General features: G+C 64.3%; 34 protein-coding genes. 16 read left to right on the top strand and 18 right to left on the bottom strand.

Going from position 1 to position 26,042, the window contains the following annotated elements:
- Positions 1-65 precede the first annotated feature (65 nt).
- A complete protein-coding gene (locus MESCI_RS13865; protein WP_013530571.1) occupies positions 66-950 on the bottom strand; it encodes an SDR family oxidoreductase in 885 nt (294 codons plus the stop codon).
- Positions 951-1,028: 78 nt separating this feature from the next.
- Between MESCI_RS13865 and MESCI_RS13860 the strand changes: the two genes are divergently transcribed.
- Positions 1,029-1,871 (top strand): helix-turn-helix transcriptional regulator, encoded by an 843-nt coding sequence (locus tag MESCI_RS13860; protein WP_013530570.1) that lies wholly within the window; start codon positions 1,029-1,031, stop codon positions 1,869-1,871.
- Positions 1,872-1,912: 41 nt separating this feature from the next.
- Here the strand turns inward: MESCI_RS13860 and MESCI_RS13855 are convergent, their stop codons facing one another.
- Entirely contained in the window at positions 1,913-2,359 is a 447-nt protein-coding gene (locus tag MESCI_RS13855; RefSeq protein WP_013530569.1) for an SRPBCC family protein, read from the bottom strand.
- A gap of 158 nt (positions 2,360-2,517) precedes the next feature.
- Between MESCI_RS13855 and MESCI_RS13850 the strand changes: the two genes are divergently transcribed.
- Together MESCI_RS13850 and MESCI_RS13845 are read left to right on the top strand one after the other, a co-directional pair.
- Positions 2,518-3,270 carry a pseudouridine synthase gene (locus MESCI_RS13850; protein WP_013530568.1) on the top strand — a complete coding sequence of 251 codons (753 nt, stop codon included), beginning with the start codon at positions 2,518-2,520 and terminating at the stop codon, positions 3,268-3,270.
- A gap of 120 nt (positions 3,271-3,390) precedes the next feature.
- Positions 3,391-3,792: a VOC family protein gene (locus MESCI_RS13845; protein ID WP_013530567.1), complete on the top strand. Its 402-nt coding sequence runs from the start codon at positions 3,391-3,393 to the stop codon at positions 3,790-3,792.
- Positions 3,793-3,821: 29 nt separating this feature from the next.
- Here the strand turns inward: MESCI_RS13845 and MESCI_RS13840 are convergent, their stop codons facing one another.
- Complete coding sequence (locus MESCI_RS13840) at positions 3,822-4,403, bottom strand: histidine phosphatase family protein (protein ID WP_013530566.1); 582 nt, start codon at positions 4,401-4,403, stop codon at positions 3,822-3,824.
- Positions 4,404-4,609: 206 nt separating this feature from the next.
- On the opposite strand from MESCI_RS13840, the gene MESCI_RS13835 reads away from it, so the two are divergent.
- The 3 genes from MESCI_RS13835 (at position 4,610) to MESCI_RS13825 (ending at position 5,927) form a co-directional block, all read left to right on the top strand.
- Positions 4,610-5,059 (top strand): universal stress protein, encoded by a 450-nt coding sequence (locus MESCI_RS13835; protein WP_013530565.1) that lies wholly within the window; start codon positions 4,610-4,612, stop codon positions 5,057-5,059.
- A gap of 86 nt (positions 5,060-5,145) precedes the next feature.
- A complete protein-coding gene (locus tag MESCI_RS13830) occupies positions 5,146-5,436 on the top strand; it encodes a type II toxin-antitoxin system TacA family antitoxin (RefSeq protein ID WP_013530564.1) in 291 nt (96 codons plus the stop codon).
- Positions 5,433-5,927 carry a GNAT family N-acetyltransferase gene (locus MESCI_RS13825; protein WP_013530563.1) on the top strand — a complete coding sequence of 165 codons (495 nt, stop codon included), beginning with the start codon at positions 5,433-5,435 and terminating at the stop codon, positions 5,925-5,927. Before MESCI_RS13830 ends, MESCI_RS13825 begins: the two co-directional genes overlap by 4 nt.
- A 35-nt stretch (positions 5,928-5,962) precedes the next feature.
- Here MESCI_RS13825 and MESCI_RS13820 read toward each other — a convergent pair whose 3' ends face one another.
- Positions 5,963-6,712, bottom strand: a complete 750-nt coding sequence (locus MESCI_RS13820) for a sulfite exporter TauE/SafE family protein (RefSeq protein WP_013530562.1) — start codon at positions 6,710-6,712, stop codon at positions 5,963-5,965.
- Positions 6,713-6,733: 21 nt separating this feature from the next.
- The gene (locus tag MESCI_RS13815; RefSeq protein WP_063168653.1) at positions 6,734-6,940 is read right to left on the bottom strand and encodes a hypothetical protein; all 207 of its coding nucleotides are present in this window, start codon (positions 6,938-6,940) and stop codon (positions 6,734-6,736) included.
- Between the two features lie 138 nt (positions 6,941-7,078).
- On the opposite strand from MESCI_RS13815, the gene MESCI_RS13810 reads away from it, so the two are divergent.
- The 7 genes from MESCI_RS13810 to MESCI_RS13780 all read left to right on the top strand — a co-directional run bounded on the left by MESCI_RS13810 (position 7,079) and on the right by MESCI_RS13780 (position 12,893).
- Complete coding sequence (locus MESCI_RS13810; protein ID WP_013530561.1) at positions 7,079-7,951, top strand: LysR substrate-binding domain-containing protein; 873 nt, start codon at positions 7,079-7,081, stop codon at positions 7,949-7,951.
- A 131-nt stretch (positions 7,952-8,082) separates the two neighbouring features.
- The gene (locus MESCI_RS13805) at positions 8,083-8,583 is read left to right on the top strand and encodes an Lrp/AsnC family transcriptional regulator (RefSeq protein WP_013530560.1); all 501 of its coding nucleotides are present in this window, start codon (positions 8,083-8,085) and stop codon (positions 8,581-8,583) included.
- Positions 8,580-9,743, top strand: coding sequence for a saccharopine dehydrogenase family protein (locus MESCI_RS13800; protein ID WP_013530559.1), 1,164 nt, complete (start codon positions 8,580-8,582; stop codon positions 9,741-9,743). The genes MESCI_RS13805 and MESCI_RS13800 overlap by 4 nt, the downstream gene beginning before the upstream one ends.
- Before the next feature lie 110 nt (positions 9,744-9,853).
- Positions 9,854-10,660, top strand: a complete 807-nt coding sequence (locus MESCI_RS13795; RefSeq protein ID WP_013530558.1) for an ABC transporter substrate-binding protein — start codon at positions 9,854-9,856, stop codon at positions 10,658-10,660.
- 105 nt (positions 10,661-10,765) lie between these two features.
- Complete coding sequence (locus tag MESCI_RS13790; protein ID WP_013530557.1) at positions 10,766-11,437, top strand: amino acid ABC transporter permease; 672 nt, start codon at positions 10,766-10,768, stop codon at positions 11,435-11,437.
- Positions 11,434-12,108, top strand: a complete 675-nt coding sequence (locus MESCI_RS13785; RefSeq protein ID WP_013530556.1) for an amino acid ABC transporter permease — start codon at positions 11,434-11,436, stop codon at positions 12,106-12,108. The genes MESCI_RS13790 and MESCI_RS13785 overlap by 4 nt, the downstream gene beginning before the upstream one ends.
- 26 nt (positions 12,109-12,134) lie before the next feature.
- Positions 12,135-12,893 (top strand): amino acid ABC transporter ATP-binding protein, encoded by a 759-nt coding sequence (locus MESCI_RS13780; protein WP_013530555.1) that lies wholly within the window; start codon positions 12,135-12,137, stop codon positions 12,891-12,893.
- A gap of 10 nt (positions 12,894-12,903) precedes the next feature.
- Here MESCI_RS13780 and arsK read toward each other — a convergent pair whose 3' ends face one another.
- The 11 genes from arsK to MESCI_RS13725 form a co-directional block, all read right to left on the bottom strand.
- A complete protein-coding gene (arsK, locus tag MESCI_RS13775; RefSeq protein ID WP_013530554.1) occupies positions 12,904-14,148 on the bottom strand; it encodes an arsenite efflux MFS transporter ArsK in 1,245 nt (414 codons plus the stop codon).
- Positions 14,141-15,556 (bottom strand): NAD(P)-binding domain-containing protein, encoded by a 1,416-nt coding sequence (locus MESCI_RS13770; RefSeq protein ID WP_164920032.1) that lies wholly within the window; start codon positions 15,554-15,556, stop codon positions 14,141-14,143. The genes arsK and MESCI_RS13770 overlap by 8 nt, the downstream gene beginning before the upstream one ends.
- A 50-nt stretch (positions 15,557-15,606) precedes the next feature.
- A complete protein-coding gene (locus MESCI_RS13765) occupies positions 15,607-15,927 on the bottom strand; it encodes an ArsR/SmtB family transcription factor (RefSeq protein ID WP_013530552.1) in 321 nt (106 codons plus the stop codon).
- A 63-nt stretch (positions 15,928-15,990) separates the two neighbouring features.
- Positions 15,991-16,413, bottom strand: coding sequence for an arsenate reductase (glutaredoxin) (gene arsC, locus MESCI_RS13760; RefSeq protein ID WP_013530551.1), 423 nt, complete (start codon positions 16,411-16,413; stop codon positions 15,991-15,993).
- The gene (gene arsB / locus MESCI_RS13755; protein ID WP_013530550.1) at positions 16,410-17,519 is read right to left on the bottom strand and encodes an ACR3 family arsenite efflux transporter; all 1,110 of its coding nucleotides are present in this window, start codon (positions 17,517-17,519) and stop codon (positions 16,410-16,412) included. Before arsB ends, arsC begins: the two co-directional genes overlap by 4 nt.
- Positions 17,520-17,566: 47 nt before the next feature.
- Positions 17,567-17,899: an ArsR/SmtB family transcription factor gene (locus MESCI_RS13750; protein ID WP_013530549.1), complete on the bottom strand. Its 333-nt coding sequence runs from the start codon at positions 17,897-17,899 to the stop codon at positions 17,567-17,569.
- 72 nt (positions 17,900-17,971) lie between these two features.
- Complete coding sequence (locus MESCI_RS13745) at positions 17,972-18,670, bottom strand: RES family NAD+ phosphorylase (RefSeq protein WP_013530548.1); 699 nt, start codon at positions 18,668-18,670, stop codon at positions 17,972-17,974.
- The gene (locus MESCI_RS13740; RefSeq protein ID WP_013530547.1) at positions 18,664-19,086 is read right to left on the bottom strand and encodes an MbcA/ParS/Xre antitoxin family protein; all 423 of its coding nucleotides are present in this window, start codon (positions 19,084-19,086) and stop codon (positions 18,664-18,666) included. Before MESCI_RS13740 ends, MESCI_RS13745 begins: the two co-directional genes overlap by 7 nt.
- A gap of 145 nt (positions 19,087-19,231) precedes the next feature.
- A complete protein-coding gene (locus tag MESCI_RS13735) occupies positions 19,232-20,665 on the bottom strand; it encodes an aldehyde dehydrogenase family protein (protein WP_013530546.1) in 1,434 nt (477 codons plus the stop codon).
- Positions 20,666-20,825: 160 nt separating this feature from the next.
- On the bottom strand, positions 20,826-21,209 hold the full coding sequence (locus tag MESCI_RS13730; RefSeq protein WP_013530545.1) for an ACT domain-containing protein: 384 nt from the start codon (positions 21,207-21,209) through the stop codon (positions 20,826-20,828).
- Positions 21,210-21,224: 15 nt separating this feature from the next.
- On the bottom strand, positions 21,225-21,704 hold the full coding sequence (locus MESCI_RS13725) for a GNAT family N-acetyltransferase (RefSeq protein WP_013530544.1): 480 nt from the start codon (positions 21,702-21,704) through the stop codon (positions 21,225-21,227).
- Positions 21,705-22,020: 316 nt separating this feature from the next.
- On the opposite strand from MESCI_RS13725, the gene MESCI_RS13720 reads away from it, so the two are divergent.
- Positions 22,021-22,611, top strand: coding sequence for a cation efflux transmembrane domain-containing protein (locus MESCI_RS13720; protein ID WP_013530543.1), 591 nt, complete (start codon positions 22,021-22,023; stop codon positions 22,609-22,611).
- A gap of 97 nt (positions 22,612-22,708) precedes the next feature.
- On the opposite strand, the gene MESCI_RS13715 is transcribed toward MESCI_RS13720, so the two are convergent.
- Both MESCI_RS13715 and MESCI_RS13710 read right to left on the bottom strand, forming a co-directional pair.
- A complete protein-coding gene (locus MESCI_RS13715) occupies positions 22,709-22,993 on the bottom strand; it encodes a hypothetical protein (RefSeq protein WP_063172672.1) in 285 nt (94 codons plus the stop codon).
- A 14-nt stretch (positions 22,994-23,007) separates the two neighbouring features.
- Positions 23,008-23,403 carry a (R)-mandelonitrile lyase gene (locus MESCI_RS13710; protein ID WP_013530542.1) on the bottom strand — a complete coding sequence of 132 codons (396 nt, stop codon included), beginning with the start codon at positions 23,401-23,403 and terminating at the stop codon, positions 23,008-23,010.
- 150 nt (positions 23,404-23,553) lie between these two features.
- Here MESCI_RS13710 and MESCI_RS13705 point away from each other — a divergent pair, with 150 nt between their 5' ends.
- Together MESCI_RS13705 and MESCI_RS13700 are read left to right on the top strand one after the other, a co-directional pair.
- Positions 23,554-24,453, top strand: a complete 900-nt coding sequence (locus MESCI_RS13705; RefSeq protein ID WP_013530541.1) for a LysR family transcriptional regulator — start codon at positions 23,554-23,556, stop codon at positions 24,451-24,453.
- Positions 24,454-24,574: 121 nt separating this feature from the next.
- Positions 24,575-26,020, top strand: coding sequence for a sensor histidine kinase (locus tag MESCI_RS13700; RefSeq protein ID WP_013530540.1), 1,446 nt, complete (start codon positions 24,575-24,577; stop codon positions 26,018-26,020).
- Positions 26,021-26,042: the final 22 nt, after the last annotated feature.

Below are 26,042 nucleotides of genomic sequence, written 5' to 3'. Positions count from 1 at the left end.
CTCCTGCTTCGTCCAGGGATGACGAAGTCAGAGACTTCGGCTCACCTCGAGCGTTGCTAAGCGCATCAATACCGCATGGCGTCGAGATCGGCGATCAGCGTCGGGCCGGTGGGGTGCCAGCCGAGCCGTGCCTGGGTCAGAGCGCTGGAGGACGGCAGATCCATCGGCGCGAACATCGCCATCCAGCCGAAATGCTCCGCCGCCTTTTCCGGCGCAATGGAAACCACCGGCAATTTCAAACCCCGGCCGAGCGCCTCGGCGATAGCGCGCACTTCGACACCTTCCTCGCCGACCGCGTGATAGCGCGCGCCCGGCTGCCGCTTTTCCACGGCGAGCCGGTAAAGCCGCGCCGCATCGAGGAGGTGGCCCGCGGAGTAGCGATTGCGGCCGTCGCCGACATAGGCCGAGACGCCCCTTTCACGCGCGATCTCGATGAGCGGCGTGATAAGGCCTTGCTTGACCGGATTGTGGACCTGCGGCAGCCGCACCACCGACACATTGATGCCGGCGTCCAGCAAGGCATTGCCGGCCAGCTCCGAGGCGATGCGCGGATTGGGATGACTGGCGTTGAAGACGTCCTCGATCGCCAACTGGCCATGCCCGGGGCTGCCCATGCCGACGCCGGAGGTGATCACCAGCGGCCGGCCGGAGCCGGCGAGCGCGGCGCCCAGTGCCGCGATGACGCGTTTGTCCTTTTCGCAATTCTCGGCAAACCGCGAAAAGTCGTGGTCGAATGCCGTGTGGATCACGCCGTCCGCCTTGGCCGCGCCATCGCACAGCCCTTCGGGCTCCTCGAGCGTTCCGCGATGCACTTCAGCACCGGCGGCGGCCAGCGCCTCGGCGCCGGCGTCGGAGCGGGTCACGCCGACCACCTGGTGGCCTGCCTTGATGAGTTCGGGAACGATCGCCGAACCGATGAAACCGGTCGCGCCGGTGAGAAAGATACGCATGCAAAATCTCCTGTACAGTTGCCTGCGTAATATTGCTGGTCTATTATTCTATTAAAGTAGTGATCTTATCGTGGTATAATGGCTAACAGGATGCCCTCCAATTCCGGCTCACTAGCAGCGTTCCTCAAAGACCGGCGCACCCGGCTTGATCCCGCATCATTCGGGTTTTCCGGACGCAGACGCACGCCGGGGCTGCGCCGCGAAGAGGTCGCGCAGCGCGCCAACATCAGCCCGACCTGGTACACATGGCTGGAACAGGGCCGCGGCGGCGCACCCTCGGCCGATGTCCTCAACCGCATCGCCAAGGGGCTGCTGCTGACCGAGGCGGAGCGCGAACATCTTTTCATGCTCGGGCTGGGGCGCCCGCCCGAGGTCCGCTACAGGGGCGTCGAAGGCGTCAGCCCCCGGCTGCAGCGCCTCATCGACACGCTCGATGCCAGCCCCGCCATAGTCAGGACCGCCACCTGGGACGTCGTTGCCTGGAACCGTGCCGCGAGGGTCGTGCTGACCGACTACAGCACCCTGCCCGAGGGCGAGCGCAACATTCTGCGCTTCATGTTCCTCAGTCCCCATATCCGCGCCAGGCAGCACGACTGGCAAAACCTCGCCCGTTTCGTGGTGGGCGCGTTCCGGGCCGATGCGGCACGCGCCGGCGCTGTCTCCGAGGTGCGTGAACTCGTCGACGAACTCTGCAGCGCCAGCCCCGAGTTTGCCGCCCTGTGGCGGGAAAACGGCGTGCTCAGCCATGGCGACGGGACAAAGCGCCTGAAGCACCCGGAACTTGGCGATATCGAACTGGAATATTCGGGCTTCGCGGTCGACGGCCGGCCGGATTTGAGCCTGACCGTCTACAACCCGGTCGACAGCGCCGTCGCCGACCGCATCCGCGCGCTGGCTCTCGCCCGATACCCCAAAGCGTAAGGGCGGGACGACCTATCCGCTGCGATGACTCCCGCCCGCCCTCAAGCGCGCTCGCAGACCGCCTTCAGGATCTGCAAGGTCGGCCCCCAGTAGAGATCGGCATGCGGCCGGATCGCCGGTTCGGCGAAGTCGCTGAGCGTCAGTGTCAACAGTGTTCCCCCATCCGCCGGCGCCAGGTCGAAGCTGACCACGGTGTGATTTTCGGGCACGTCCGCCAGACGCGAGGCCGACAGTGTGCTCCAGTAGCTGTAGGCGAAGCTCATTCCCGGCTCAAAAGTGCGGATGGTGCCGTGGTTTTCGAACGGCATTCCGTGCAGCAGTCCGCGCATCACGATCGCGCCGCCGGCCTGCCCTTGCAGGCTGACGGTCAACTCCTCGTCGGACATCCATTGCGGGATCATTTCTGGCGTCGTCAGTATCCGCCAGACCTTGGCCGGCTCGGCACCGATGACGACGGTCTTGGTTATCGGCGCAGCGGACTCACTCATGGGGTGCAGATTATAGCGGATGCGGCGGCGACAATATCGCTGTTCCAGGCGGTACGGATGCCGCCATTGCCCCTTGCCCTGTATAGGAAGACAGCACCACGCTTGCGAAGCCATTGCAGCCCGTGGCATCTGTCGGCTCCACCAGCGCAGACGGCACCATGACACCACGGCAGACACGGCAGAGCGGCAGGCAGGCGGCGCCCGGCGTCAGTCTCAACCGGGCGCTGTCGAAGCTCGGCCTGTGCTCGCGCACGCAGGCCGAGGTGCTGATCGCCGAAGGCCGCGTGCGTGTCGGCGGCAAGGTGGTGCGCGATGCGGCGCTGCGCGTCGACCTCGACCGCGACCGCATCGTCGTCGACGACAGGCCGGTGGTTGCCGAGCGCAAGGTCTACCTCATGCTCAACAAGCCGCGCGGGCTGGTCACCACCCGCGACGACCCGCAGCAGCGCGACACCGTCTATGCCTGCCTGGAAGGGCTCGACTTGCCCTTCGTCTCCCCGGTCGGCCGCCTCGACAAGGCGAGCGAAGGCCTGCTGCTGATGACCAACGACACCCGGTTTGCCAACCGGCTGATGGACCCGGCTTCGCATTTGCCGAAAACCTATCACGTGCAGATCGGCACGGTACCGGATGCTCCGATGCTGGAGACGTTGCGCGCCGGCGTGATCGTCGACGGCGAGGTGCTCACCGCGAACGCGATCGAACTTTTGCGCAGTGGCGGCCGCACCGCCTGGCTGGAGATCGTGCTCGACGAAGGCCGTAACCGCCACATCCGTCGCCTGCTCGCCGCGCACGGCGTCGAGGTCCTGCGCCTCATCCGCATCGCTATCGGCCGCCTGCCGCTCGGCGACCTCGCCAAGGGTACGGCACGGCATTTGACAGCAGAAGAGTTGGCGCTGCTGAGGGGGTAAGCAGGGCGTGCCGCTGGTGCAGCCGCACGGCGATCCTTCCTGACGGAAAGCTGTCAGGAGGCCTGGCCTATAGGTCGGATGGGAGCCGGCCACGGCTTCAACGATCAGGGAGCCAATGCAATGAATTTCGTCTCCGTCCGCATCATCACGTCGGACGTCCAGCGTCTCGTTCACTTCTACGGTGAGATCACCGGCATGCCCGTGACGGTATACACGGAAGACTTCGCCGAACTGGCGACGCCGACCTGCACGCTGGCGATCGGCAGCACACGCACCTTGATGCTGTTCGGCGGCGACATCGCCCGCCCCGCCGACAACCACACCGCCATCATCGAGTTCCGCGTCGGCGACGTCGATGCTGAATTCGCCAGGCTCTCGGACCTCCTCAGGAATATCACTGTGCAGAAGCCGACCACCATGCCCTGGGGCAACCGCTCGCTGCTGTTTCGCGACCCTGACGGCAATCTGGTGAATTTCTTCACGCCGGTAACCGCTGAGGCGATCAGGAAATTCGACAGATAGGCGTAAGCGGCGCCGCTGCCGAAGCTGCTCTATTTCTGGTTCCATTTCCGGATGACCGGCTCGCTCAAATCATGCTCGTAGCCGAGCACGCTGATGCTGGCCGTATCGAGCACCAGCAGCGCGCCGCCCTCCGGCGGCAGCCCGATCCAGCGCGCCGCCAGCACGCGCAGAAAATGCGCGCTGGAAAACACCAATATGCTGGCATTGGCCTCGCGCAGCCCAGCGATAATCCTGTCGGCCCGCGCGCCGACATCGGCCGCCATCTCGCCCTTTGGACACCCATCGCGAAACACATTCCAGCCGCGGCGCTCGGCCAGGATCTGTTTTGTCGTCAGCCCCTCATAGGCGCCATAGTCCCACTCCTGCAGATCGTCCTTCTTGACGCTCTGCGCGCCGAAGCCGGCCAGTACGCTGGTATTGTAGGCGCGCTGCGACGGGCTCGACCATACCGCCGAAAAAGACAGGCCCTCGAGCCTGTCCGCGACACCCCGCGCGGCGGCCTCGCCAACCGGGGTCAACGGCATGTCGGTGCGGCCGGTATGCTGCCCCGAAAGGCTCCATGCCGTCTCACCATGCCGGACCAGATGGATTTGCGGATACGAGTTGCTCATGGACTGCCTTTCAATGTCACCGGCACCTTAGGCGACGATGCGGCAAAGGGGAATCCGCTTGGTACAAGACTGCGTGGTCGCCTGGCCTTGATTCGCGGCGGGCCGGCCCTGTGATCGGCCCGAGGCCGCAACTATATCAAGGCCAGCCTCCACAAGGTTCCCGCCACCTCAAGGGCATTGGTCCTTGCGCAACAGGTCATGTCATCATGTACAAACATTTGCTCATCGCCACGGACGGATCGGAACTGGCCGACAAGGGCGTTACCCACGGCCTGACATTGGCCAAGGGTCTCGGCGCCTCTGTTACTTTCATCACCGTCTCCGAACAATTCCCGATCTTCGCCTGGGGCGGCGCCATGGCCGGCTACGCCGCCGGCGATGAACTGGCCGCCTATCAGGAAGAGGCGCGCAAATACGCCAAGGAAGTTCTCGACAAGTGCAAGGCATCGGCCGACGCCGCCGGCGTCTCGGCGGAGGTCGTGCATGTCGAGGACAAGCGGCCCGCCGAAGCCATTCTGGAACTGTCGCAGGCCCGGGGCTGCGACCTGATCGTCATGGCTTCGCACGGCCGCCGCGGGCTGGGCAAGCTGCTCCTCGGCAGCCAGACGGCGGAAGTGCTGTCCTACACGGAGATCCCGGTGCTGGTCGTGCGCTAGGGCTACTACGGATCGCATGCTCCATCGAACCGGGTAATGACAATGTCGTTACGCTGTGCTAGATATGTGCAACGAAGGAGCCGTCCATGCCAACGTCACATCATCCGGTGCCGAAGAGCGTTCCGCTCAACATCCGCGTCAAGCCGGAAGTTCGCAATCTGATCGACCGCGCAGCCGAATTGCTCGGTAAGAATCGCACCGACTTCATGCTTGAAGCCTCGCAACGCGCCGCTGAGGAAGCGTTGCTCAACCGTCTCGTGTTTACCGTCGAACCGGATGTCTACGCTGCGTTTCTGGCACGCCTCGACGCGCCGCCGCAGCCCAACGACCGATTGCGCCGCACGATGACGACAAAGGCTCCGTGGGAAGCTGCGTGACGCTGTCGGTCCCGGTTCCACTCGCGGATCATCACGAACTCGGGGAATTTTCGTCGGGCATTACAGCGCTCGACGATTGGTTGAAAAAACGTGCTCGCACCAATCAAGCGGGCGGTGCATCCCGGACCTATGTGACTTGCAAAGGCAACCGTGTGATTGGCTACTATGCCGTTGCCAGCGGCGCCGTGAAAATGGTCGAAGCTTCCAGCCGTTTCCGGCGCGACATGCCCGATCCGATCCCCGTCGCAGTGCTAGGCAGGTTGGCCGTAGACCAAGCCTATCACGGTCGGGGCATCGGTCGGGCGCTGGTAAGGGATGCCGGTCTACGAATTCTCCAGGCTGCTGAAATACTGGGCATCAAAGGCATAGTGGTGCATGCGATTTCCGACGATGCCCGAGCTTTCTACATCACCATCGGGTTCGAGCCCTCGCCGGTCGAGCCGTTGACACTCATGGTCACGCTCGCTGATCTCAGCGAAAGCATTGGCTGACGACTTCCTGCCAGTGCTCTGGGGAAGTCCGGCGCCTAGAACACCAACTCCCCCACGAGATAGACCCCAAGCGCCAGCAACCCCGCGAAGAACACTTTGCGGAAGGTCTCGACGCTCATCTTCTGGCGCAGCGCCTGGCCGGCGAACACGCCGGCCAGCGCCGGCACAAGGGCTGCGACCGACCCCACCAGTTGCGCACTCGGCGACGCCAGGGCGCCTGCCTTGAACAACCCGATGGCGAGCGCCGCCGTAGACACAGTGAAGGACAGGCCGAGCGCCTGGATCAGGTCTTCTTTCTCCAGCCGCAGCGACTGCAGATAGGGCACCGCCGGGATGACGAAGACGCCGGTGGCGCCGGTGACCAGCCCGGTCGCCACCCCGACCAGCGGTGACATCAAGGCTTCGCGGCGCGCCGGCGTGGTGAAGCCGGCTTTGGCGAGGCCGAAGATCGCATAAAGCACCAGTGCGGCGCCCAGCCCCGCTGAGGCCGCGCCCGTATGCGTGCCGGTCAGCAGGCCGGCGCCGGCAACGGTGCCGAGCATCACGCCGGCCATCATCGTCCACAGCCGCTTGCACAGCCGGCCGAAGGACGGGCCGGTCAGCAATTGCCAGAGGTTGGTAACCAGCGACGGGATCAGCAGCAGTGCCGCGGCCTGTGCTGGCGGCATCGTTACCGCCAGCAGGCCCATCGCCACGGTCGGCAGCCCCATGCCGACGACACCCTTGACGAAGCCGGCGGCGAGGAACACGGCGCCGATCCAGGCGAGGATGCCGGCGCTCAGCATGATCGTATCTTCAGGGCCGGATCAGTCATGCAGCAGCATATCGGTTGCGTCGGCATCCGGGCTGGCGGCCTTTGCCGGCGCCGCATCGCGGCTGGTGGATACGACCGTCGCCGCGCATCCCCGCAGGCCTGATCCCGCTCGCGCCATGGCAAGGCCGGCCACGGCAATGGCCAGCACGATCGCCGTGCTTTCAAGAATGCCTAGCCGGCCTGATGTTCGTTCGTTCATCACAAGATCTCCTTCGAAACTGTTTGACGAAGATCCCGGCCGATCACAATGTGGAAGTTGCGCTGCCAGCCTTCGGCCAGGGCGAAGGCTGGCTGGCCGACCGCCTTCCCGGCGCTGAATATTCGCAGGAGCAAGAGAATGCGCTTCGATCTGGTCGATCTCCGCCTGTTCCTGCTGGTGGCCGAACGCGGCAGCATCACCCATGGCGCCGAGCTTGCCGGACTGGCCCTGGCGTCGGCCAGCGCCCGCATCAAGGGCATGGAGGAGCGGCTTGGCGCGCCGCTGCTGGAGCGCCGCCGCCGTGGTGTGGTGCCGACGGCGGCGGGACAGGCGCTGCTGCATCATGCGCGCGCGGTGCAGAACCAGATCGAAGCGATGGCCGGCGACCTCGCCGCCTATGCCACCGGCCTGCGCGCCCGCGTCCGGCTGATGGCCAACACCGCCGCCACAGCCGAGTTGCTGCGCGAGATCCTGCCCGCCTTCCTTGTCGCGCACCCCGGCATCGACATCGAGCTCGACGAGCGCCCCAGCCATGAGATCGCGCAAGCCGTGGCCAGTGGTGCGGCCGATCTCGGCATCGCCGCCACCTGGGCCGGCCTTGCGCACCTCGAGCAGAAACCGTTCTTCATAGACCGGCTGGTGGTGATCGCCGCGCGAAACCGGCCCGGCCTTGAAGGCCGCACCGTCAACCTCACTGAGCTTCTCGGCGAATCTTTCGTCGGCCTCAGCACCGGCCATGCGCTGCAGGAGCACATCGCCCGCCAGGCGGCCCGCCTTGGCGGCCATCTGCATGTCCGCATCCGCGTTCCCGGCCTCGACAATGTCTGCCGGCTGGTCGCGCAAGGTGCCGGCATCGCCATCGTGCCGGAAAGTGCCGCCCGCCGCTCGGCGCGGACGCTACGCACACTGCGGCTGACCGATGACTGGGCAACGCGCCAGCTCAACCTCTGCGCCCGCCGCTTCGACGAGTTGACACCGCAGGCAAAATTGCTCGCGACAGCGCTGGCGTGAGCCGGACAGCGAGCACCTATCCCCATCAGCGCTGAATCATTGCCTTGCTTTTCAAATATTCGTGACGTAGCTTGTTTACACATTGGCAAAAAAATCGCCAAAGTTTTTTCCTTTTGTGAAAGACAGGGACTTTGCGGGAACATCTCGATCTGACCGATCGGCGGCTGGTCAAACAGCTGTCGCAGGACGCCCAGCCGGGCATCAACCGGATCGCCGAGATATTGGCGATTTCGGTGCCGACGGTGCGCTCGCGGCTGCGCAACCTGCTCGACCGCAACCTGCTCAAGATCGTCGGGCTGCTGAACCTGACCGAGCGCCCCGAGCTGATCTCTGCCATTGTCGGCATCAATGCCCAAGGGCGCGGCCGGGCCCGCGAACTGGCGCAGCGCATTTCGGAACTGCCTTTCGTCAATTCGGCCTCGGTGGTCACCGGACGCTTCGACATCATCGTCGACGTGACGGTGGCCGGTGACGTCGCCGATCTCTACCGCGTCACCAGCGAACTGATCCCCGGCGCCGGCGAGCCGGGCGAAGTGGTGCGCAGCGAGACCTTCGTCGTCATGGCGTCCTGCAACAAATGGGTCAGCCTGCCGGAAGGCTGCTGGTCGGATGACCGCAAGGAGCCGGCATGAAGATCGCGGTTCTCGGCGGCCTCGGCCTGCAAGGCCGGGCGGCAATCGCCGACCTCGTCGCCAGCGACGGCGTCGAGGAAATTGTCTGCGTCGACACCGCGCCGGACGGCCCGGCCCGGCTTGCCGGCCTGACCGATCTTGCCCGCGTGCGCTTCGTGGTGCCTGAGGGCGCGATCGGCCAGGCCCTGGCCACTGTGCTTGATGATGTCGACGCCGTCATCGACCTGTTGCCGCAGCCGCTGATGCGCGAGGCGGTAACGGCCGCGATTGCCACGCGCACGCCGCTGGTCACCACCAATTACGCCAAGTCGATCGCCGACCTGGCGCCGGCCGCCGAACAGGCCGGTGTCTCGATCATGACCGAATGCGGGCTCGACCCCGGCATCGACCTCGTGCTCTACGCGCGCGCCGCCAGGCAGTTCGACTCGATTTCTTCGATCGATTCCTATTGCGGCGGCATCCCCGAGCCGAAGGCGATGGCCAAGCCGCTGTGCTACAAGGTGAGCTGGAATTTCGACATGGTCCTGGTCAGCCAGAACCGCGACAGCGTGATGATCGAGGACGGGAACCGTGTCGCAGTGCCTGCCGGCCAGCAGCACGACAATCCGTTCATCCATGAAATCGAGGTTGCCGGCCTCGGCAGGCTCGAAGCCTTCCCCAATGGCGACGCGCTGCACTATGTCGAGATGCTGGACGCCGCAAAAGGGCTGCGCCGCTCCGGCCGCTACACACTGCGCTGGCCGGGATGGTCGGCCTTCTGGGCGCCGTTGAAGGAACTCGGTTTCCTCTCTGAGGACAAGGTGCCCGGCACCTCCAACAGCCCGCGCGAATTCCTTGGCCGGCTGCTCGGCCCGCAATTGCAATACGGCCCCGGCGAAAAGGATCTTTGCGTGATGCGCAATGTCTTTTCCGGCCTCGAAGGCGGCCGCGCCAAGACGGTGACGTCGGACCTGATCATCGAACGCGATCTCGTTTCCGGCCTGTTCGGCATGAGCCTCGGCGTCGGCTATCCCGCCAGCATCGTGGCGCAGATGCTGGCGAGGGGCGAGATCACCAGACCCGGCTTTTTGAACCCGCTGCTGGATGTGCCCGACATCAGGTTCTTCGATGAATTGGCCAGGCGTGGCATCACGGTTTCCGAGACGGTGGCACGGGACTGAGGCGAAAGATTTTCGAACGGTGGCTGCCGCCGGCAACGGCGCTGCCGCTCAAAAAGGAGCCCAAGGAGAACCGCGGGCACACATTAACGACAACAGGGAGGAATACCGAAATGAAGATTGCCAGACTTTTCATCGCCGGAAGACTTTTCATCGCCGGGCTTGCGCTCGCCGGGCTCACCGCTGCGGCCAGTGCGGGTACGCTCGACGACATCACCAAGCGCGGCGAATTGCGCGTCGCCGTGCAGACCCAGGGACCGCCCTTCTCGCTGGTCGGCGCCAATGGCGAACGCACCGGCAGTTCGGTCGAACTGGCCGAACTGATGGCCAAGGAAATGGGTGTGAAAATCACCTTCCTCGACTTCGACTGGGATGGTTTGATCCCGGCGCTGCTGTCGGGCAAGGCCGACCTGCTGGTCGCCGACATGACACCGACGCTGGCGCGCGGCATGAAGGTCGCGTTCACCACGCCTTACATGTACACGGGCAGCACCGTCTTCACCAAGGCCGACAGCAAGTTCAAGACCACCGAGGACTGCAAGGCCAAGGGCACCAAAATCGCCGTGCTGCTCGGCGCCACCGGCGAGAAGGAAGCCAAGAACGCCTTCCCCGATGCCGACATCAAGAGCTACAAGGGTGGCGGTCCGCTGCTACTTGACGCCGTCAACAACGGCCAGGCCGACTGCGGCGTCAACGACGTCTCGGCGGTCAAAGGCCAGTCGACCGCCTATCCGGCCGGCACCTTCACCATCATGCCGGACCTTCTGTCGAAGGAGCCGCTTGCCTTCGCCACCCGCTATGATGAGCCGGACCTGTTGATCTGGATGAACCTGTTCCTCAACCAGGTCACTATCGACGGCCGCCTGCAGAAGAACCTCGACTACTGGGTCAATTCCGACGCCTGGAAGAAGGATCACTAAGCAGCGATAAATCCAGGCGGTTTCGCGCGCATCTTAAACGCCGCGAAGCCGCCCGGAATTTCGTTTCATCTGTCGTTGCCTGCGCTCTGGGGATTTCACCCAACGATGCTCGAAAATTTCAGTTTCCGCACCATCGTCGAATACCTGCCGTTGTTCGGACAGGGCCTGGTCACGACCGTTTGGCTGTCGGCGCTGTCCTTTGTCGGCGCGCTCATCGTCGGCATCGTGCTGTGCGCCATGAATCTGCAGCGCGGCTGGCTGTTTCGCGCCCCGGCCAAGGCCTATATCGATGCGGTGCGTGCCACGCCCTTGCTGGCGCAGCTCTATTTTCTTTATTTCGGCCTGCCCCGGCTCGGCTTCGTTCTGCCGGAACTCGTCGTCGGCATCCTCGCGTTGTCGCTGAACAGCGGCGCCTATATCGCTGAAATCATTCGCGCCGGCATCCTGTCGATCCCGCGCGGCCAGGTCGAGGCCAGCGTCGCTTCGGGCATGACCTATGTCCAGCGCATGCGCCTTGTCGTCCTGCCGCAAGCCTTCAAGGTGACGATCCCGCCGCTGCTCGGGCAGGCGATCGTGCTGGTCAAGGATTCCGCCCTTTTGTCGCTGATCTCGGTTTCGGAACTGACACGCGCCGGTCAATTGCTCGCCTCCGACCGCTTCATGCCGGCGGAAGGCTTCCTCACCATCGCCGCCTTCTATCTGCTGCTCTATTACGGCCTGAAAGGACTGGCTGGGCTCTCCAGCCGCTGGCTCGGCACAGCGGGGGCGCGGACATGATCTGGCAACAACTGCAAAGCCTCGCCGGCTCCTATCCACTGGCCCTGCGCGGCCTCGGCATGACCGTGTTGCTGTCGCTGATCAGCCTGGTGCTCGGCACGCTGCTCGGCTTCGCCCTCGGCATCCTGCGCACCGGCGGCAACCGTCTGATCTCGGGCTTGATCGGCGCCTGGGTCGACCTGATCCGCGGCACGCCGTTCCTGGTGCAGATCTTCCTGATCTTCTTCATCCTGCCGGAGTTCGGCATCGAGCTCGACGCCTTCACCGCCGGCATCATCGCGCTGACCAATCTGGCTGCCTGCTTCATCTGCGAGATCGTCGTCGCCGGCATCCGCTCGGTGCCGACCGGCCAGGTCGAGGCGGCACTGGCGTCCGGCCTGTCGCGCTGGCAGCGCATGCGCCAGGTGGTGCTGCCGCAGGCCATGCGCATCGTGCTGCCGCCGCTGGTCGGGCAGTATGTGCTGCTGATCAAGGATTCTTCCGTCGTCTCGGCCATCGGCCTCACCGACCTCACCCGCGTCGGCTGGCTGGTGGTGCAGCGTGTGCCCAACGGCCTGCTGGTCTTCTTCCTTGTCGGCGCCGGCTATTTCATCGTCTGCTATCCGCTGATCATGCTGGCCCGCCGGCTGGAGCAGCGCATGGGCGCGGCGCATGGCGAGGTGCAGTTGTGACTTCCAACCCCAAAGGTCCAGAAAACATGACCAAAACGGGCCTTGCCAAAACCGGCATGATCGACTTTCGCGGCGTCAACAAATGGTTCGGCTCGCTCAATGTGCTCAAGGACATCACGCTCAGCGTCGAACCGCGCGAAGTGGTCGTCGTCTGCGGCCCGAGCGGCTCGGGCAAAAGCACTCTGATCCGCTGCGTCAACGGCCTGGAGGCGATCAAGAACGGCGACCTCGTCGTCGACGGCCAGCGCCTGGGCGACCCCGCCACCAACATGACTCAGCTGCGCACCGAGATCGGCTTCGTCTTCCAGTCGTTCAACCTCTACCCGCACAAAACCGCGCTCGAGAATGTGACGCTCGCTCCTATCCATGTCCGCAAGATCCCGCGCGCCGAAGCCGAAAAGGCCGGCCGCGAATTGCTGGCCAAGGTAGGCCTCGCCGACAAGGTCAATGCCTATCCAGCACAGCTCTCCGGCGGCCAGCAGCAGCGCGTGGCGATCGCGCGTTGCCTCGGCATGCGGCCCAAAATCATGCTGTTCGACGAGCCGACCTCGGCGCTCGATCCCGAGATGATTTCCGAAGTGCTCGACGTCATGGTCGCGGTCGCCGAGGAAGGCATGACCATGATGGTGGTGACGCACGAGATGGGCTTTGCCCGCAAGGTCGCCCAGCGCGTGGTGTTCATGGACGCCGGCGCCATCGTCGAAAGCGGCACGCCCGACGAGTTCTTCTCACACCCCAAGACCGACCGCAGCCGCGCTTTCCTGAGCAAGATTCTGCGGCACTAAAGGCGGGCGGTCAGGTCGCCTCTTCCGCGCTGCCGCCAATCGCAAACGCTGCCGGGCCACCGCGCCGCCTGAGCAGCGCGATGGCGAGGAAGGCGATGACCCCGCTCGCGGCGACGACCACCAGCACCCACAAGGAATTGGCGACCGATGTTCGTGTCATCATGAAGGCGAGCGCGAACGGCGCGAAGGCCGAGGTGAACTGACGGGCGGCGCTCGCCCATCCCAGCCGCGCGCCATAGCCTTCGCGGCCGAAGAGTTCGAGCGGCAAGGTGCCGCCGACGATGCTGGTGAGGCCGGAGCCGAGGCCGAACAGGAACACGAACACGAAGGCGCCGGGCAGCCATGGCGTGGTCAGCAACAGCGCACACAGCCCGGCCGTGAGCAGTGACGCGGCAATGACGGCAAGGTGCGTCTGCTGCAGCCGCCCGCCAAACAGCATGTTGATCAACCGGCTGGCGACCTGCGCCGGCCCGAACAGGGTCGAGACGAACAGGCCTGCGGTGCCGAGCCCAAGGGCCGCCGTCAGCGGCACCATGTGGATGAGGATCGCCGACAGCACGAAGCCCTCGGTGGCGAACCCCGCCAGCATCAGCAGGAATGCGGCCCGGCCGCGCCGCGCATCGAGCGGCATTCCCGCTTCATCGGGAGCGGAACCGCGCTCATGCGGCGTGACCGTTGCGTGGCGACGCGACAGGCGCATCAGCCAGGCGTGGATCGGCAGGCATAGGCCGAGATTGAGAGCGGCGAACAAAAGGTAGACCTCGCGCCATGTGAGATGCGCATGCAGCGCCGAGGTCAGCGGCCAGAACAGGGTAGAGGCAAACCCGGCGATCAGCGTCAGATGGGTGATGCTGCGTTGCGGCCGGGGAACCCCGACCTGCACGATCGCCACGAAGGCAGCGCTGTAGAGGACGAAGCTGGAGGCCAGTTCCATCGCCAGCAATCCCAGAACGAAGCTCACGCGGCCGGGTGCGACGGCGCACAGCGCCAGCGCCACAGCCGCCGCGACCGAGCCGACGGTCATGATGCGACCGGCGCCGAAGCGGTCGGCCCACCGCCCGGCAGTCGGCGCGAACAGGCTGCCGGCAAACAGCGAGGCCGACAGGGCTGCGAATACCCAGCCTTCCGTGAGCCCGAACTCGCGTGCCATTGCCGGCGCCAGCATCGAGAAGCTGTAATAGAGCGTGCCGTAGCCGATGATCTGGGTCAGCCCAAGCGCCCAGATCGCCTTGCGCAGGACGGACCGGTCAGGCATCGATGCCGGCCGATACGGCTCTTCTCGGCTCGGCATCGGTTGCGCAGCCGCAACCCGACGCGCCCGTTGCCTTGGCGGCCGCATCCCTGACGCAGCAGGCATCGACAGCGGCGGGAGCAGGCCCGCCACAGCAGCCGGCGCTTTCCGATACCGTCGCGACACCGACGGCGCTGCACACGCCGGTCTCCGGCAGCATCAGCCGCACCTCGCGGGCCGCGGCATGGTCTCCGGCAATATCGGCCACCACCGAGCGGACCTGCTCGTAGCCGGTCGCCATCAGGAAGGTCGGGGCACGGCCGTAGGATTTCGAGCCGACGATGGTGAAACCGGGTTCGGGATGCGCGAGTTCCGCAATGCCATGCGCGGGAACCGTGCCGCATGAGTGGAAGTTCGGATCGATCAGCGGCGCCAGTGCCGGCGGCGCTTCGACGACGGGATCGAGCGCGATGCGGATTTCGCCGAGGAACGACAGGTCTGGCCTGAAGCCGGTGGTGACGACGATGCGGTCCACGGCCATGCTGAACGGCTTGCCGGCGAGGTGGGCGTCGACGGCAAGCTTCTCGCCTTGCGTCTCGATGCGGTCGACGGCGAAGCCCGTCAGCATGTTCAGCCTGCCGTCCGCCATCGCCTGCCTTGCGGCCAGCCCAAGCGCACCACGTTCCGGCAACTGGTCGTTCAGCCCGCCGCCGAGCAATCTCTCGATGTTGGCGTGCCGCAGCGCCCAGAAGATTTCGGTGCCAGGCGCGCCATCCTGCAACTCCATCAGCGCCAGCGCGACGTTGATGGCCGAGTGCCCGCCGCCGATGACCAGGATGCGCTTGCCCGCATAGTCTTCTCTCGCCTTGCCGACCACGTCGGGAATGCCATAGGCGATGCGTGCCGACGCCTTGCCTTCGCCGGCAACCGGCAGCCCGTCGATGCCGATCGGGTTTGGCCGCCACCATGTTCCGGATGCGTCGATGACGGCGCGTGCGAGAAAGCGGTGCTCACCGCCGCCATCGCGGTAGCGGATGACGAAGGGCGCGTCCTTGCGGCCCTCATTGGCGACCTTGTCATGCCCCTGACGGGTGATCGCGGTGACCTCGGCGCCGAGCTTCAGATTGGCGGCGATCGCCGGAAGCCGGCCAAGCGGCGCCAGATAGTCGCGCACGATCTCGCCGCCGGTCGGCAGGCCCTGGCTGTCCGGCGCCGTCCAGCCGGAGCGGTCGAGCAGCGCCCGCGCCGCCGCGTCGATGTTGTATTCCCAAGGCGAGAACACCCGCACATGGCCCCATTCGAGCAGTGCGGCCCCAACACTTTCGCCGCGCTCCAGGATGAGTGGACGGATGCCGCGCTCGACCAGATGCGCCGCGGCGGCAAGGCCGACCGGGCCGGCGCCAATTACCGCGACGGGAAGGTTTGCCATCATGTCCATAGATTCGATCCTTCCGGTATGTTCGAATTATAAGCGCAAAAAAATCAGGCCAGTGCTTTGCCGACGGCGGGCGCGCAGACAGCATCCGCGCAGCACTCGTCGGCGAGATAGCCGATCAGCGCATTCATGCCGGGATAGTTGGCGCGGCAGATCAGCGTCGTCGCTTGCCGTTCCTGCGTGACAAGCCCGGTATCGACCAGCCGTTTGAGGTGATGCGACAGCGTGGAGGACGGAATGTCGAGCCTGCCCTGGACGCTGCCGACGGCAAGCCCGTCATCACCGGCCCGCACCAGGATGCGATAGAGCTGAAGCCGCGTCGGATTGCCGAGCGCTTCAAGCTGCGCGGCTGCTTTTTCGAGTTTCATGGAAATAAGCTACGCGGCACTTTTCGCGCCGTCAACCCAATTTCGAAAATTATGGAAATAGCATCAGCCGGCGCGCTTGCCCGAGGCGTAAATGACCACCTCGCCATCCTCCTTGGTGAACGCGCCGATCTCCGGGTTGGGCAGGATGTCCAGCACCTTTTCCGACGGCCGCGCCAGCACGACGCCGAGCGGACTGACCACGATCGGCCGGTTGATCAGGATCGGATGTGCCAGCATGAAATCGAGGATCTGCTGGTCGGACCATTTCGGGTCGGCAAGGCCGAGTTCGGCATAGGGTGTGCCCTTCTCGCGCAGCAGGTCGCGCGGTGTGATGCCCATCGCCGCGATCAGTTCGACCAACCTTTCGCGCGATGGCGGCGTCTTCAGATATTCGATCACCTCCGGCTCCTCGCCCGACTGGCGGATCATGGCCAACGTGTTGCGCGACGTGCCGCAATCGGGATTGTGGTAGATGGTGATGGTCATTTCGAGGTCCTCTCAGCCGACATGGTATTCCGGACGGCGCCGCCCATCTCGTACCAGCCCTTGCTGCGGTTCACGATCCACACCACCGACAGCATGACCGGAACCTCGATGAGCACCCCGACCACAGTGGCAAGGGCCGCGCCAGAATTCAGCCCGAACAGCGCGATCGCGGCGGCCACCGCCAGCTCGAAGAAGTTCGACGCGCCGATCAGCGCCGATGGCCCAGCCACGCAGTGCCGTTCGCCGCTGAGGCGGTTGAGCAGATAGGCAAGACCGGAATTGAAATAGACCTGGATCAGGATCGGCACCGCCAGCAGCACGATCACCAATGGTTGCGCGATGATCTGCTCGCCCTGGAAGCCGAACAGCAGCACCAGTGTCGCCAGCAAGGCAACCAGCGACAGGGGCTGCAGCGTGGCAAGCAGGGCCTCAAGCCCGGCCTGTCCCCTCGCTGCCAGCAGCCGGCCACGAACCAGTTGCGCGACGATCACCGGCGCGACGATGTAGAGTGCGACCGACAGCATCAGCGTGCCCCATGGCACGGTGATCGCCGACAGGCCGAGCAGCAGGCCGACGATTGGCGCGAAGGCGACGATCATGATAGCGTCGTTGAGCGCCACCTGCGACAGCGTGAAATTCGGCTCGCCGCGCGTCAGGTTCGACCAGACGAAAACCATCGCCGTGCAGGGCGCCGCGGCAAGGATGATCAGCCCGGCAATGTAGGAATCGATCTGCACGGCGGGCAGCCACGGCCGGAACAACCAGCCGATGAACAGCCAGCCCAGCAGCGCCATCGAGAACGGCTTCACCGCCCAGTTGATGAACAGCGTCACGCCGATGCCGCGCCAATAGGTGCCGACCTTGGCCAGCGAGGCGAAATCGACGCGCAAGAGCATCGGCACGATCATCAGCCAGATCAGTACGGCGACAGGAATGTTGACCCTGGCGATCTCGGCCAACGCGATGGCGCCGAACACGCCCGGCAGCAGATGGCCAAGCGCGATGCCCGCGACGATGCACAGTGCCACCCACACCGTCAGATATTTCTCGACGAAGCCGATGCCGGGCCGCACCGCCTCAGCTGCGTTCAGAGCATGATCGGTCATGATGGCTTCCTTGTTCGAACGGCGCGCGGCGGACAGTCACAAGCCCCTCAGCAGTCACAGGTCACGGCATTGATGACCGGGCGGCAGAGCTCCGGCGCGCCATTGCAGCAATCTTCCATCAGATAGGCCAGCAGGTCGCGCAAGCCGGTCATGTCGGCGACATAGCGCACGGTCCTTCCGTCGCGTTCGGGACGGATCAGCCCGGCATGGGCGAGCACCTTCAGATGCGCCGACATGGTGTTCTGGACCGTGTCCAGCCTCGTTGCGATCTCGCCGGCTGGAATGCCTTCCGGGCCGGCACGCACGAGCAGCCGGAAGACATCCAGCCGCGTCTCCTGGCCAAGTGCGGCCAGCGCGTTCAAAGTACCCTTCCTATTCATATATCCGAATCCTTGGATTTATGGATTCGTGAATACCGACTCCCCCACGATCTGTAAAGGGTCCGCCCACCATCACGTGACGGCCAGCACCTTTCCCGTATCGTGCTGGCGCACGAAGTCGACGCGGGCGCCGTCCCAGTGGTAGCTGTAGTGGCGGCCCTGCACTGGAATGGCAATGACATCGGGCCAGAAGATGCCGATGCAGCCGCCGCCCGGCATGCGCACGCTGTTCCACACCAGCCCGTCGCTGCCGGCTGCCCGCAGCGCCCGCCCTTCCTCCTGCGAGGCGGAATAGTCGTCCGGGTCGAGCACGCCGGGCACGGCGTTGACGTCATCGAGGTCGCGGTCGACGTTGCCGATCAGCACGCGGAAATCCGCCGTCCAGCCCGGCCCTTCGTTTGTGGCGCGCATGAATTTCTGATGGTGGTGGATGGTCTCGGCAAGCGCGACGTCCTCGCTGTCGCCGGCATAGTAGATGCCGTAGCTGCCATCCGAGAAGCGTCCCGGCCGCAGCGTCGAACAGTGCACGAAAGGCGCCATCACGAAGCTGGCGCCGGGGCCGGAAACCCGCCTTGCGGCCGAAACCTTGCCGAGATCGCCAATCTCGAACCTTATGCGCGGGTTGGTCTTCGCCTCGACGGCGGCCAGCGCCTCCCAGTCGCGCGGGTCGGCAATGTCTTCGAACAGGTCGATCGGTGGGTGGATGGAACGGATGATGCGGAAGGTCTGGTGCCAGTCGACGCGGCGACGGACCGCAAGCCCACTCACCATGCACCACGCTCCGCATCGAGCCATTCGCGCATCGCCGAGAGATCGGAGATTTCGCCGCGCAGCATCAGGTCGAGCGCCGACTGGCCGCCAAAGGTGGCATTGGGCTTGCGGATCCAGGCATAGCCGCGCGCCGGCTCCGTGAAAAGGTAACGCAGGCCCTTATGGATGCCCATCAGGTGCGCCATGCGGGTGCGCAGGTCGCGGTCGATCCTGCCGATGCCACCTTCCTTCGCCCCAGTCTTCCAGCGTGCCCAGGTGCGCGCCGACATACCGCCAAGCAGGATGCAGGCCTCCAGGTCGGTGAGGTTCCAGGCCTTGAACAGATTGACCGTGGTGCGCGCCAGCGCGCCCGCTTCTTCATCCGAGATAGCGGCTCCGAACGTGGCCGGCGTGGTGACGATGGACTGAAGCTGCATTGCGTTCACCTTGCTGATTGGCAGATATATAGCATGTATTTGCCAATTGGCAAGAATGCGGGAGATGGCAAGGCTTGGCTGCAAAATGAAAGGGCGCGGCCCACACCGCAGGCCGCGCCCTTTATTGCATCACACTGTACGGTGCCTACTCCGCCGCCTCATATCCCGCGATGCCCTTGATCTCGAGGAAATCCTCAAGTCCGTATTCGGCATATTCGCGGCCATTGCCCGACTGCTTGTAGCCGCCGAACGGCAGGCCGGCGTCCCACTGGGGATAGTTGATGTAGACATTGCCGGTGCGCATGCGCGTCGCGACTTCGCGCGCCTTCTTCATGTCCTTGGCCTGGATGTAGGAGGCGAGGCCATAGACGGTGTTGTTGGCGGTCTCGACCACCTCGTCGACGCTGTCATAGGGCATGATCGCCAGTACCGGCCCAAAGATCTCCTCGCGCGCGATGCGCATGTCGTGGGTAACGTCGGCGAACACTGTCGGCCTGACATAGTAGCCGCGGTTGAGTTCGGCCGGACGGCCGGGGCCGCCGGCGACCAACGTCGCACCCTCGTCGATGCCGGCCTGGATCAGGTCCTGGATCTTGTCGAACTGAACTTGGCTGACGACCGGGCCGAGCTTGGTGCCGGCAGCATCGGCCGGACCGACGGTGAATTTTTCCGCCGCAACCTTGGCATAGCCGGCCGCCTCGTCATGGCGCTCGCGCGGCACGAACATGCGCGTTGGCGCGTTGCAGGACTGGCCGCTGTTGCTGAAGCAACCGGCCACGCCCTTGCTGACCGCGCTTGCGAGGTCGACGTCGGGGAACAGAATGTTGGCCGACTTGCCACCAAGCTCCTGATGCACGCGCTTGACCGTGTCGGCGGCGGCCTTGGCCACCAGGATGCCGGCGCGGGTCGAACCGGTGAACGACATCATGTCGATGTCAGGATGGCTGGACAACGCCTGGCCGACGCCCGGTCCGTCGCCATTGACGAGGTTGAAGACGCCCTTCGGCACGCCGGCCTCGTCGAGGATCTCGGCGAAGATGATGGCGTCGAGCGGCGCGATCTCGGATGGCTTGAGCACCATGGTGCAGCCGGCGGCGAGCGCCGAACCCACCTTGCAGGTGATCTGGTTGAGCGGCCAGTTCCACGGCGTGATCAGCCCGACGACACCGATCGGCTCCTTGACCACGAGATGATTGCCCTTCACGTGGCGGAATTCGAAAGCCTTCAGCGTCTCGGCCATTTTGGTCAGATGCGCCAGCCCAATGCCGACCTGGCTGTCCAACGCCATCTGGCGCGGCGCGCCCATCTCGCGCGACACGGCAACCGCAAGATCGCCACTGCGCTTCTTGTAGACCGCGATGATGCGATTCAACAGGTCGAGCCGCTCGCTAACTTCGGTGAAACCAAAGCTGTTGAAGGCGCGCTTGGCGGCAGCCACCGCCTTGTCGACATCGGCCTTTGAGCCGAGCGAAATCTGCGCAAAAGCGTCCTCATTCGAGGGATCGATGACGTCCAATGTGTTGGGCACAACAGGATCGACCCACGCGCCATCGATGTAGAACTGCAGATTGTGTGACATGGTTTTCTCCTTGGCCGCATGGTCGCGCCGGGCCGTCATATCTGGCTGGAGATAACGATGCACAAACGCCGCTGTCAAACACAACCCCCGAAGTGGTTGAGCCAGTGCGGCAGTGATTGAGCCAGAGCGGTTGGGCAGCAACCGGCTTGGTGAGGATGGACTACAGCAAGGTATGCCCGGCCTCGACCAGAAACCGCCTCGCCGCGGCCTGATCCGTGGCTTTCACCAGGAGATGGTCGCCATCGAAAGTGGACACCACGAAGATGCCCAACCCGTTTTCCGACAACGGCCTGATGACCGACAGCACGATACCGGTTTCGTCGAAGGCGAACGGGCCCAGGAGCTTGAGGGCCACCCAGTCGATATCCTGCTTGACGGCATGCGGCACGCGGTCCTGCAGGCAAACGATCGAAAGCTCGTCGTCGGTCCTTGTGATGCTGACGAAGCCTGGTCCGTCCGCCCAACCGGGAATGGTTTCGCCCGCCGCCAGCCGGGAAACCGCGTAAGACCCCGGGAGTTGCTTAAGCCTGACCTTGGCAGCCATTATCGAAATCCTTCCTCAGATCGCCGGTGATCCCGCTAGCCTCTTGCTCATATAGACCGTCATGCCGCCCATGAACGGCTCGTCCCGATCCACGATATAGCCCTGCCTCTTGTAGAGCGATACGTTCGCCTCGAACGCGCCATTGGTCAGCAGGCGAAGCTCGTCGCGGCCCGACTCGATCGCCTTGCGCTCGGCCCACTCCAGCAACAGCCGGCCAATCCCCCTGCCCTGCGCATCCGGTGCGACACAGACATTCTCGATCCACAGGTGATCCTCGGCCAGCATGGTTTCAATCAGTCCCACGATCCGATCATCCTCGACGGCGAGATCGAACGGATGCTCGGCAACAGCCTTCTCGTAGTCGGCGCGCATCGGCAGAGGCTCGCGGCCGATCACCGCTACCCATTTGGCATAGGCGGCGCGCACGATATCCCGGATCGCGGCGGCGTCAGCGGGCGCGGCCGGCCGAAGCCGGATGGAAGAATTGTTTGTCATCAAACTGCTCCAGACATGAAAAATCCCGCCGGCGGTTTCGCGGGCGGGGCTGGAAACGAAAGAACCGGGTCTATCCTGCCGGTCTTTGTCGTCGCGCAGTCAGCTTGCCGCTCCGCACTGTGCAGGGGCGACGTCGCTTGGTGTTGGCAGGCGCGAAAACGAACATGGCGCCAAGTTGGAACAGGAAGCGCGGCGATGTCAAGGCGACCGCTCGATCGACAGTGTCTCGCATGGCGACAAGATCCTGGTCCTCGCGCCGCAGGGCATAGAATCGCTATATGCTTTGTGCCAACGGCAGCTAATCGATGGGCGAACTATGACCGGGACGCTGAACAAAGCGGTGCGGATGGTGGCCATCCTGAACCTGGCCTATTTCGGGATCGAATTTGCCGTAGCCGTTTGGATCGGATCGGTATCGCTGTTCGCGGACAGCATCGATTTTCTGGAGGACGCATCCGTCAATCTCCTGATCATGGTCGCGTTGGGCTGGACCGTCCGCAATCGAGCGCGGCTCGGAATGGCGCTGGCCGGGATACTTCTGATCCCCGCTTTGGCGACCCTTTGGACAGCCTGGGAGAAATTCAACATTCCAATTCCGCCAGCTCCCGTTCCGCTAACGCTCACAGCGGCTGGCGCGATGCTCGTCAACCTGTCGTGCGCGCTCATGCTCGCTCGCTATCGCCATCACAGCGGCAGCCTCACCCGCGCCGCCTTCCTGTCGGCGCGCAACGACGTCCTGGCCAATGCGGCAATCATTGCCGCCGGCCTGGTCACGGCATTTGTGTGGAATTCGGCTTGGCCAGATATTGTCATTGGGCTGGCAATCGCCATCATGAATGCCGATGCTGCCCGCGAGGTTTTCACGGCCGCAAGACGCGAGTTCGCAGAAGGCCAAATTTCAAACTGAAACGCTGCCACCCGATCCGCGCACGATCCCCTCAACTCCTGCGCCGTCGGCCGGAATGGCTACCCGGTCGTCGAGTGCCCTCAGCCTGCGCCTGGCTCTAGCGATCGATCCTTGCTTCCTGTTGCGGAGAATAGCGCGCTCCCTGTACGGCGATCGCCGAGACCGCGTCCTCGATGTCGGCAAGATCGTTCGCCGTCAGCGCGACAGTGACCGATCCGATGTTCTCTTCGAGGCGATTGAGCTTGGTGGTGCCGGGGATCGGAACGATCCAGGGCTGTATCTGCCAAGCGCGGGAGCGATATCGGAGAATGGGCTTTTCAGCCTTGGAACATCGGTCATGGTGGTCTCCTTCGTAGAGTTCGGGCGTTGAACTCGGCGCCACGCGCCGATACCTGGTCAAATCCCGTATTGTTCGTCGCTGACATGCTCCAACCAGTCGACGACCTTGCCGTCGAGCGCTTCGGCGATAGCGATGTGGCTCATCGCCGTGGTCGGCGCGGCGCCATGCCAATGCTTCTCTCCGGGCGCGAACCAGACGATGTCGCCGGGCTGGATCGATTCGATCGGGCCGCCCTCGCGCTGCGCCAAGCCGGCGCCCGAGAGGACGATCAGCGTCTGGCCGAGCGGATGCGTGTGCCAGGCGGTGCGCGCGCCGGGCTCGAAAGTCACGGTGGCGCCGCCGACCCGGGCGGGCTCGCTGCCCTTGAACGGCGCGTCGATGCGCACCACACCGGTGAAATAGTCGGCCGATCCCTTGGCCGAGGCCTGAGAGCCGTTTCGCGTGATGTCCATGGTTTTGTCCCTTCCTGGCAACAGCCATGACACGACCGCCCGGCTTTAGAGACGGCCGGAGGTGCCCGGTGTGATAACGCCTATCTAGGGTCTGCGATTGGTGCCGATTAGGTGCTATATCCAGCATGATCTTATGAAGGGGGCTCATGAATGCCACGTGACAACCTGAATGAGCTAACCGCCTTCCTCGCTGTGGCGCGCGAGGAAAGCTTCACCAGGGCGGCGGCCAAGCTCGGGGTTTCCCAATCGGCGCTCAGCCACACGGTGCGGGCGCTGGAGGAGCGGCTGGGTGTACGGCTCCTGACCCGCACCACGCGCAGCGTGTCGCCCACCGAAGCCGGGGAGCGGCTGCTTCGCACCGTCGGGCCGCGGCTGGACGAGATCGAGACCGAGCTCATTGCCTTGAGCGCATTGCGGGAAAAACCCGCCGGCACCATCCGCATCAGCGCCGGTGAGCACGCCGCCGATGCGGTCCTGTGGCCGGCGATCGCCCCGCTGCTGCCCGACTATCCCGACATCAAGGTCGAGATCATCGTCGACTATGGACTGACCGACATCGTCGCCGAGCGCTTCGACGCCGGCGTGCGGCTGGGCGAACAGGTGGCGCGCGACATGATCGCGGTGCGCATCGGCCCCGACATGCGCATGGCGGTGGTCGGCTCGCCAACCTATTTCGCTACCCGACCAAAGCCGCGCACGCCGCAGGACCTGACCACCCACAATTGCATCAATCTGCGGCTGCCCACCTATGACGGGCTCTATGCCTGGGAGTTCGAGAAGGCCGGACGCGAGCTGAAGGTTCGGGTCGAAGGCCAGCTTGTGTTCAACACGGCCGCGCTGCGCATGAACGCGGTGCTCGCCGGCCTCGGCCTTGCCTATCTGCCTGAGGAGCAGGTGACGGCCCATCTGGCCAACGGCCGGCTGGTGCGTGTGCTCGCCGACTGGTGCGGGCCCTTCCCCGGCTACCATCTCTATTACCCCAGCCGCCGGCAAGCCACGCCGGCCTTCTCGCTGCTGGTCGAAGCGCTGCGCTACCGGGGCAAGGAGTAAGTCGGTGAGCAGCTTCCACCCGGCTTTGACTCGCCGCCGCCTGCGGTGACTATCCCCGGAAATGGTCGCGGAACCATTTCCGCGGCACCGCGTTCACTGCGGTTAACTGGAACTCCTATACGTGGCGCAAGTGACGAAAACCTCGAGCTCGACCTTTGATCTGCCCCACCAAATCCTCGATAATCTTCCCGTAGCAATCTACACCACCGACACCGAAGGCAAGATCACCTATTTCAATCGGGCCGCGGCAGATTTCGCTGGGCGCGAACCCGAGCTCGGAAAAGACCAATGGTGTGTGACGCACAAGCTGTTCACGACCGACGGTGAAGTGTTGCCGCATGACCAATGCCCGATGGCTGTCGCGCTAAAGGAGAACCGGCCGGTCAGAAACCAGTCGGCTATCTCCCAACGCCCGGACGGCACGCGTGTGCCGTTCCTTCCCTATCCCACGCCGCTTCATGACGAGCAGGGCAGACTGGTCGGCGCCGTCAATATGCTGTTCGATCTCACTGACCGCCATCATGCCGACGAGGCCAGGCATCATCTGTCAGCCATCGTGGAGTCTTCCTTCGATGCCATCGTCAGCAAGGATTTGAACGGAGTCATCAGGAGCTGGAACTCAGCCGCCCAACGTCTGTTCGGTTACACCGCCGACGAAGCAATCGGAAGGTCGGTAACTATGCTGATACCGGACGACCATTTGGACGAAGAGCCGCGCATATTGGAGCGCATCCGCAAAGGCGAGCAGGTCGAGACCTACGAAACCATCCGCCGCCGCAAGGACGGCAGCCTTGTGCCCGTATCCCTGACAATCTCGCCGGTGCGCAACGCCGTCGGGCAGATCGTCGGCGCCTCGAAGATCGCCCGCGACATATCAGTAGCCAAGGAGAACGAATATCGCATCCGCATGCTGATGCGCGAGGTCAACCACCGGGTCAAGAACCAGTATTCCGTCATCATCTCGATGATCCGGGAGACCAGCAAGCGGTCATCGACGCCGGCCCAGTTCGAACGTCAGGTGCGCGAGCGCATCATGGCGTTGTCGCTCTCGCATGACCTTCTGGTTTCCGGCGACTGGAAGGGCGCCACGATCTTCGAACTGCTGCTTGCGCAGGCCAAACCGTTCGGCAACGAGGAGCGGATCTCAATGTCGGGCCCTTCCCTGACGCTGAGCCCCAATGCCGTCCAGTACCTCGGCATAGCGTTTCATGAACTCGCGACCAATTCCGCTAAATACGGCGTCCTTTCGGCCGCAGAGGGAACGATAACGGTGCAATGGAAGGTAACCGGACTGGTCGGCCAGAAACAGTTCCAGCTGATCTGGAAAGAGAGAGATGGTCCTGAAGTACAGACGATCGGCCATGGTGGTTTCGGCAGCGTGGTGCTGCGGCGCGTCGCTCCAGCCGCGGTGAGCGGCACCGGTGTTCTCGAGCATGATAGCCACGGTGTCACCTGGACGCTGCAAGCACCGTTGACCCAACTTGAGGCCTCGGTTGACAGCGAGCACGTTGATCAGCGTGCATTGGACCAGGTGATGAGCGGACACGAATTCGGAATTGTTCCCTGAACTTGGGCACTGGCAACAGGAC

Source organism: Mesorhizobium ciceri biovar biserrulae WSM1271, from assembly GCF_000185905.1.
Lineage (GTDB): Bacteria > Pseudomonadota > Alphaproteobacteria > Rhizobiales > Rhizobiaceae > Mesorhizobium > Mesorhizobium ciceri.
The sequence above is the reverse complement of the archived record's forward strand: the minus strand, read 5'-3'. Positions and strand labels throughout refer to the sequence as shown.

Bases quoted from the DNA above. Each gene is read 5' to 3' on its own strand.
- MESCI_RS13865 (WP_013530571.1), bottom strand. From the start codon at position 950: ATGCGTATCTTTCTCACCGGCGCGACCGGTTTCATCGGTTCGGCGATC.
- MESCI_RS13860 (WP_013530570.1), top strand. From the start codon at position 1,029: ATGGCTAACAGGATGCCCTCCAATTCCGGCTCACTAGCAGCGTTCCTC.
- MESCI_RS13855 (WP_013530569.1), bottom strand. From the start codon at position 2,359: ATGAGTGAGTCCGCTGCGCCGATAACCAAGACCGTCGTCATCGGTGCC.
- MESCI_RS13850 (WP_013530568.1), top strand. From the start codon at position 2,518: ATGACACCACGGCAGACACGGCAGAGCGGCAGGCAGGCGGCGCCCGGC.
- MESCI_RS13845 (WP_013530567.1), top strand. From the start codon at position 3,391: ATGAATTTCGTCTCCGTCCGCATCATCACGTCGGACGTCCAGCGTCTC.
- MESCI_RS13840 (WP_013530566.1), bottom strand. From the start codon at position 4,403: ATGAGCAACTCGTATCCGCAAATCCATCTGGTCCGGCATGGTGAGACG.
- MESCI_RS13835 (WP_013530565.1), top strand. From the start codon at position 4,610: ATGTACAAACATTTGCTCATCGCCACGGACGGATCGGAACTGGCCGAC.
- MESCI_RS13830 (WP_013530564.1), top strand. From the start codon at position 5,146: ATGCCAACGTCACATCATCCGGTGCCGAAGAGCGTTCCGCTCAACATC.
- MESCI_RS13820 (WP_013530562.1), bottom strand. From the start codon at position 6,712: ATGCTGAGCGCCGGCATCCTCGCCTGGATCGGCGCCGTGTTCCTCGCC.
- MESCI_RS13815 (WP_063168653.1), bottom strand. From the start codon at position 6,940: ATGAACGAACGAACATCAGGCCGGCTAGGCATTCTTGAAAGCACGGCG.
- MESCI_RS13810 (WP_013530561.1), top strand. From the start codon at position 7,079: ATGCGCTTCGATCTGGTCGATCTCCGCCTGTTCCTGCTGGTGGCCGAA.
- MESCI_RS13800 (WP_013530559.1), top strand. From the start codon at position 8,580: ATGAAGATCGCGGTTCTCGGCGGCCTCGGCCTGCAAGGCCGGGCGGCA.
- MESCI_RS13795 (WP_013530558.1), top strand. From the start codon at position 9,854: ATGAAGATTGCCAGACTTTTCATCGCCGGAAGACTTTTCATCGCCGGG.
- MESCI_RS13790 (WP_013530557.1), top strand. From the start codon at position 10,766: ATGCTCGAAAATTTCAGTTTCCGCACCATCGTCGAATACCTGCCGTTG.
- MESCI_RS13785 (WP_013530556.1), top strand. From the start codon at position 11,434: ATGATCTGGCAACAACTGCAAAGCCTCGCCGGCTCCTATCCACTGGCC.
- MESCI_RS13780 (WP_013530555.1), top strand. From the start codon at position 12,135: ATGACCAAAACGGGCCTTGCCAAAACCGGCATGATCGACTTTCGCGGC.
- arsK (WP_013530554.1), bottom strand. From the start codon at position 14,148: ATGCCTGACCGGTCCGTCCTGCGCAAGGCGATCTGGGCGCTTGGGCTG.
- MESCI_RS13770 (WP_164920032.1), bottom strand. From the start codon at position 15,556: ATGATGGCAAACCTTCCCGTCGCGGTAATTGGCGCCGGCCCGGTCGGC.
- MESCI_RS13765 (WP_013530552.1), bottom strand. From the start codon at position 15,927: ATGAAACTCGAAAAAGCAGCCGCGCAGCTTGAAGCGCTCGGCAATCCG.
- arsC (WP_013530551.1), bottom strand. From the start codon at position 16,413: ATGACCATCACCATCTACCACAATCCCGATTGCGGCACGTCGCGCAAC.
- arsB (WP_013530550.1), bottom strand. From the start codon at position 17,519: ATGACCGATCATGCTCTGAACGCAGCTGAGGCGGTGCGGCCCGGCATC.
- MESCI_RS13750 (WP_013530549.1), bottom strand. From the start codon at position 17,899: ATGAATAGGAAGGGTACTTTGAACGCGCTGGCCGCACTTGGCCAGGAG.
- MESCI_RS13745 (WP_013530548.1), bottom strand. From the start codon at position 18,670: ATGGTGAGTGGGCTTGCGGTCCGTCGCCGCGTCGACTGGCACCAGACC.
- MESCI_RS13740 (WP_013530547.1), bottom strand. From the start codon at position 19,086: ATGCAGCTTCAGTCCATCGTCACCACGCCGGCCACGTTCGGAGCCGCT.
- MESCI_RS13735 (WP_013530546.1), bottom strand. From the start codon at position 20,665: ATGTCACACAATCTGCAGTTCTACATCGATGGCGCGTGGGTCGATCCT.
- MESCI_RS13730 (WP_013530545.1), bottom strand. From the start codon at position 21,209: ATGGCTGCCAAGGTCAGGCTTAAGCAACTCCCGGGGTCTTACGCGGTT.
- MESCI_RS13725 (WP_013530544.1), bottom strand. From the start codon at position 21,704: ATGACAAACAATTCTTCCATCCGGCTTCGGCCGGCCGCGCCCGCTGAC.
- MESCI_RS13720 (WP_013530543.1), top strand. From the start codon at position 22,021: ATGACCGGGACGCTGAACAAAGCGGTGCGGATGGTGGCCATCCTGAAC.
- MESCI_RS13710 (WP_013530542.1), bottom strand. From the start codon at position 23,403: ATGGACATCACGCGAAACGGCTCTCAGGCCTCGGCCAAGGGATCGGCC.
- MESCI_RS13705 (WP_013530541.1), top strand. From the start codon at position 23,554: ATGCCACGTGACAACCTGAATGAGCTAACCGCCTTCCTCGCTGTGGCG.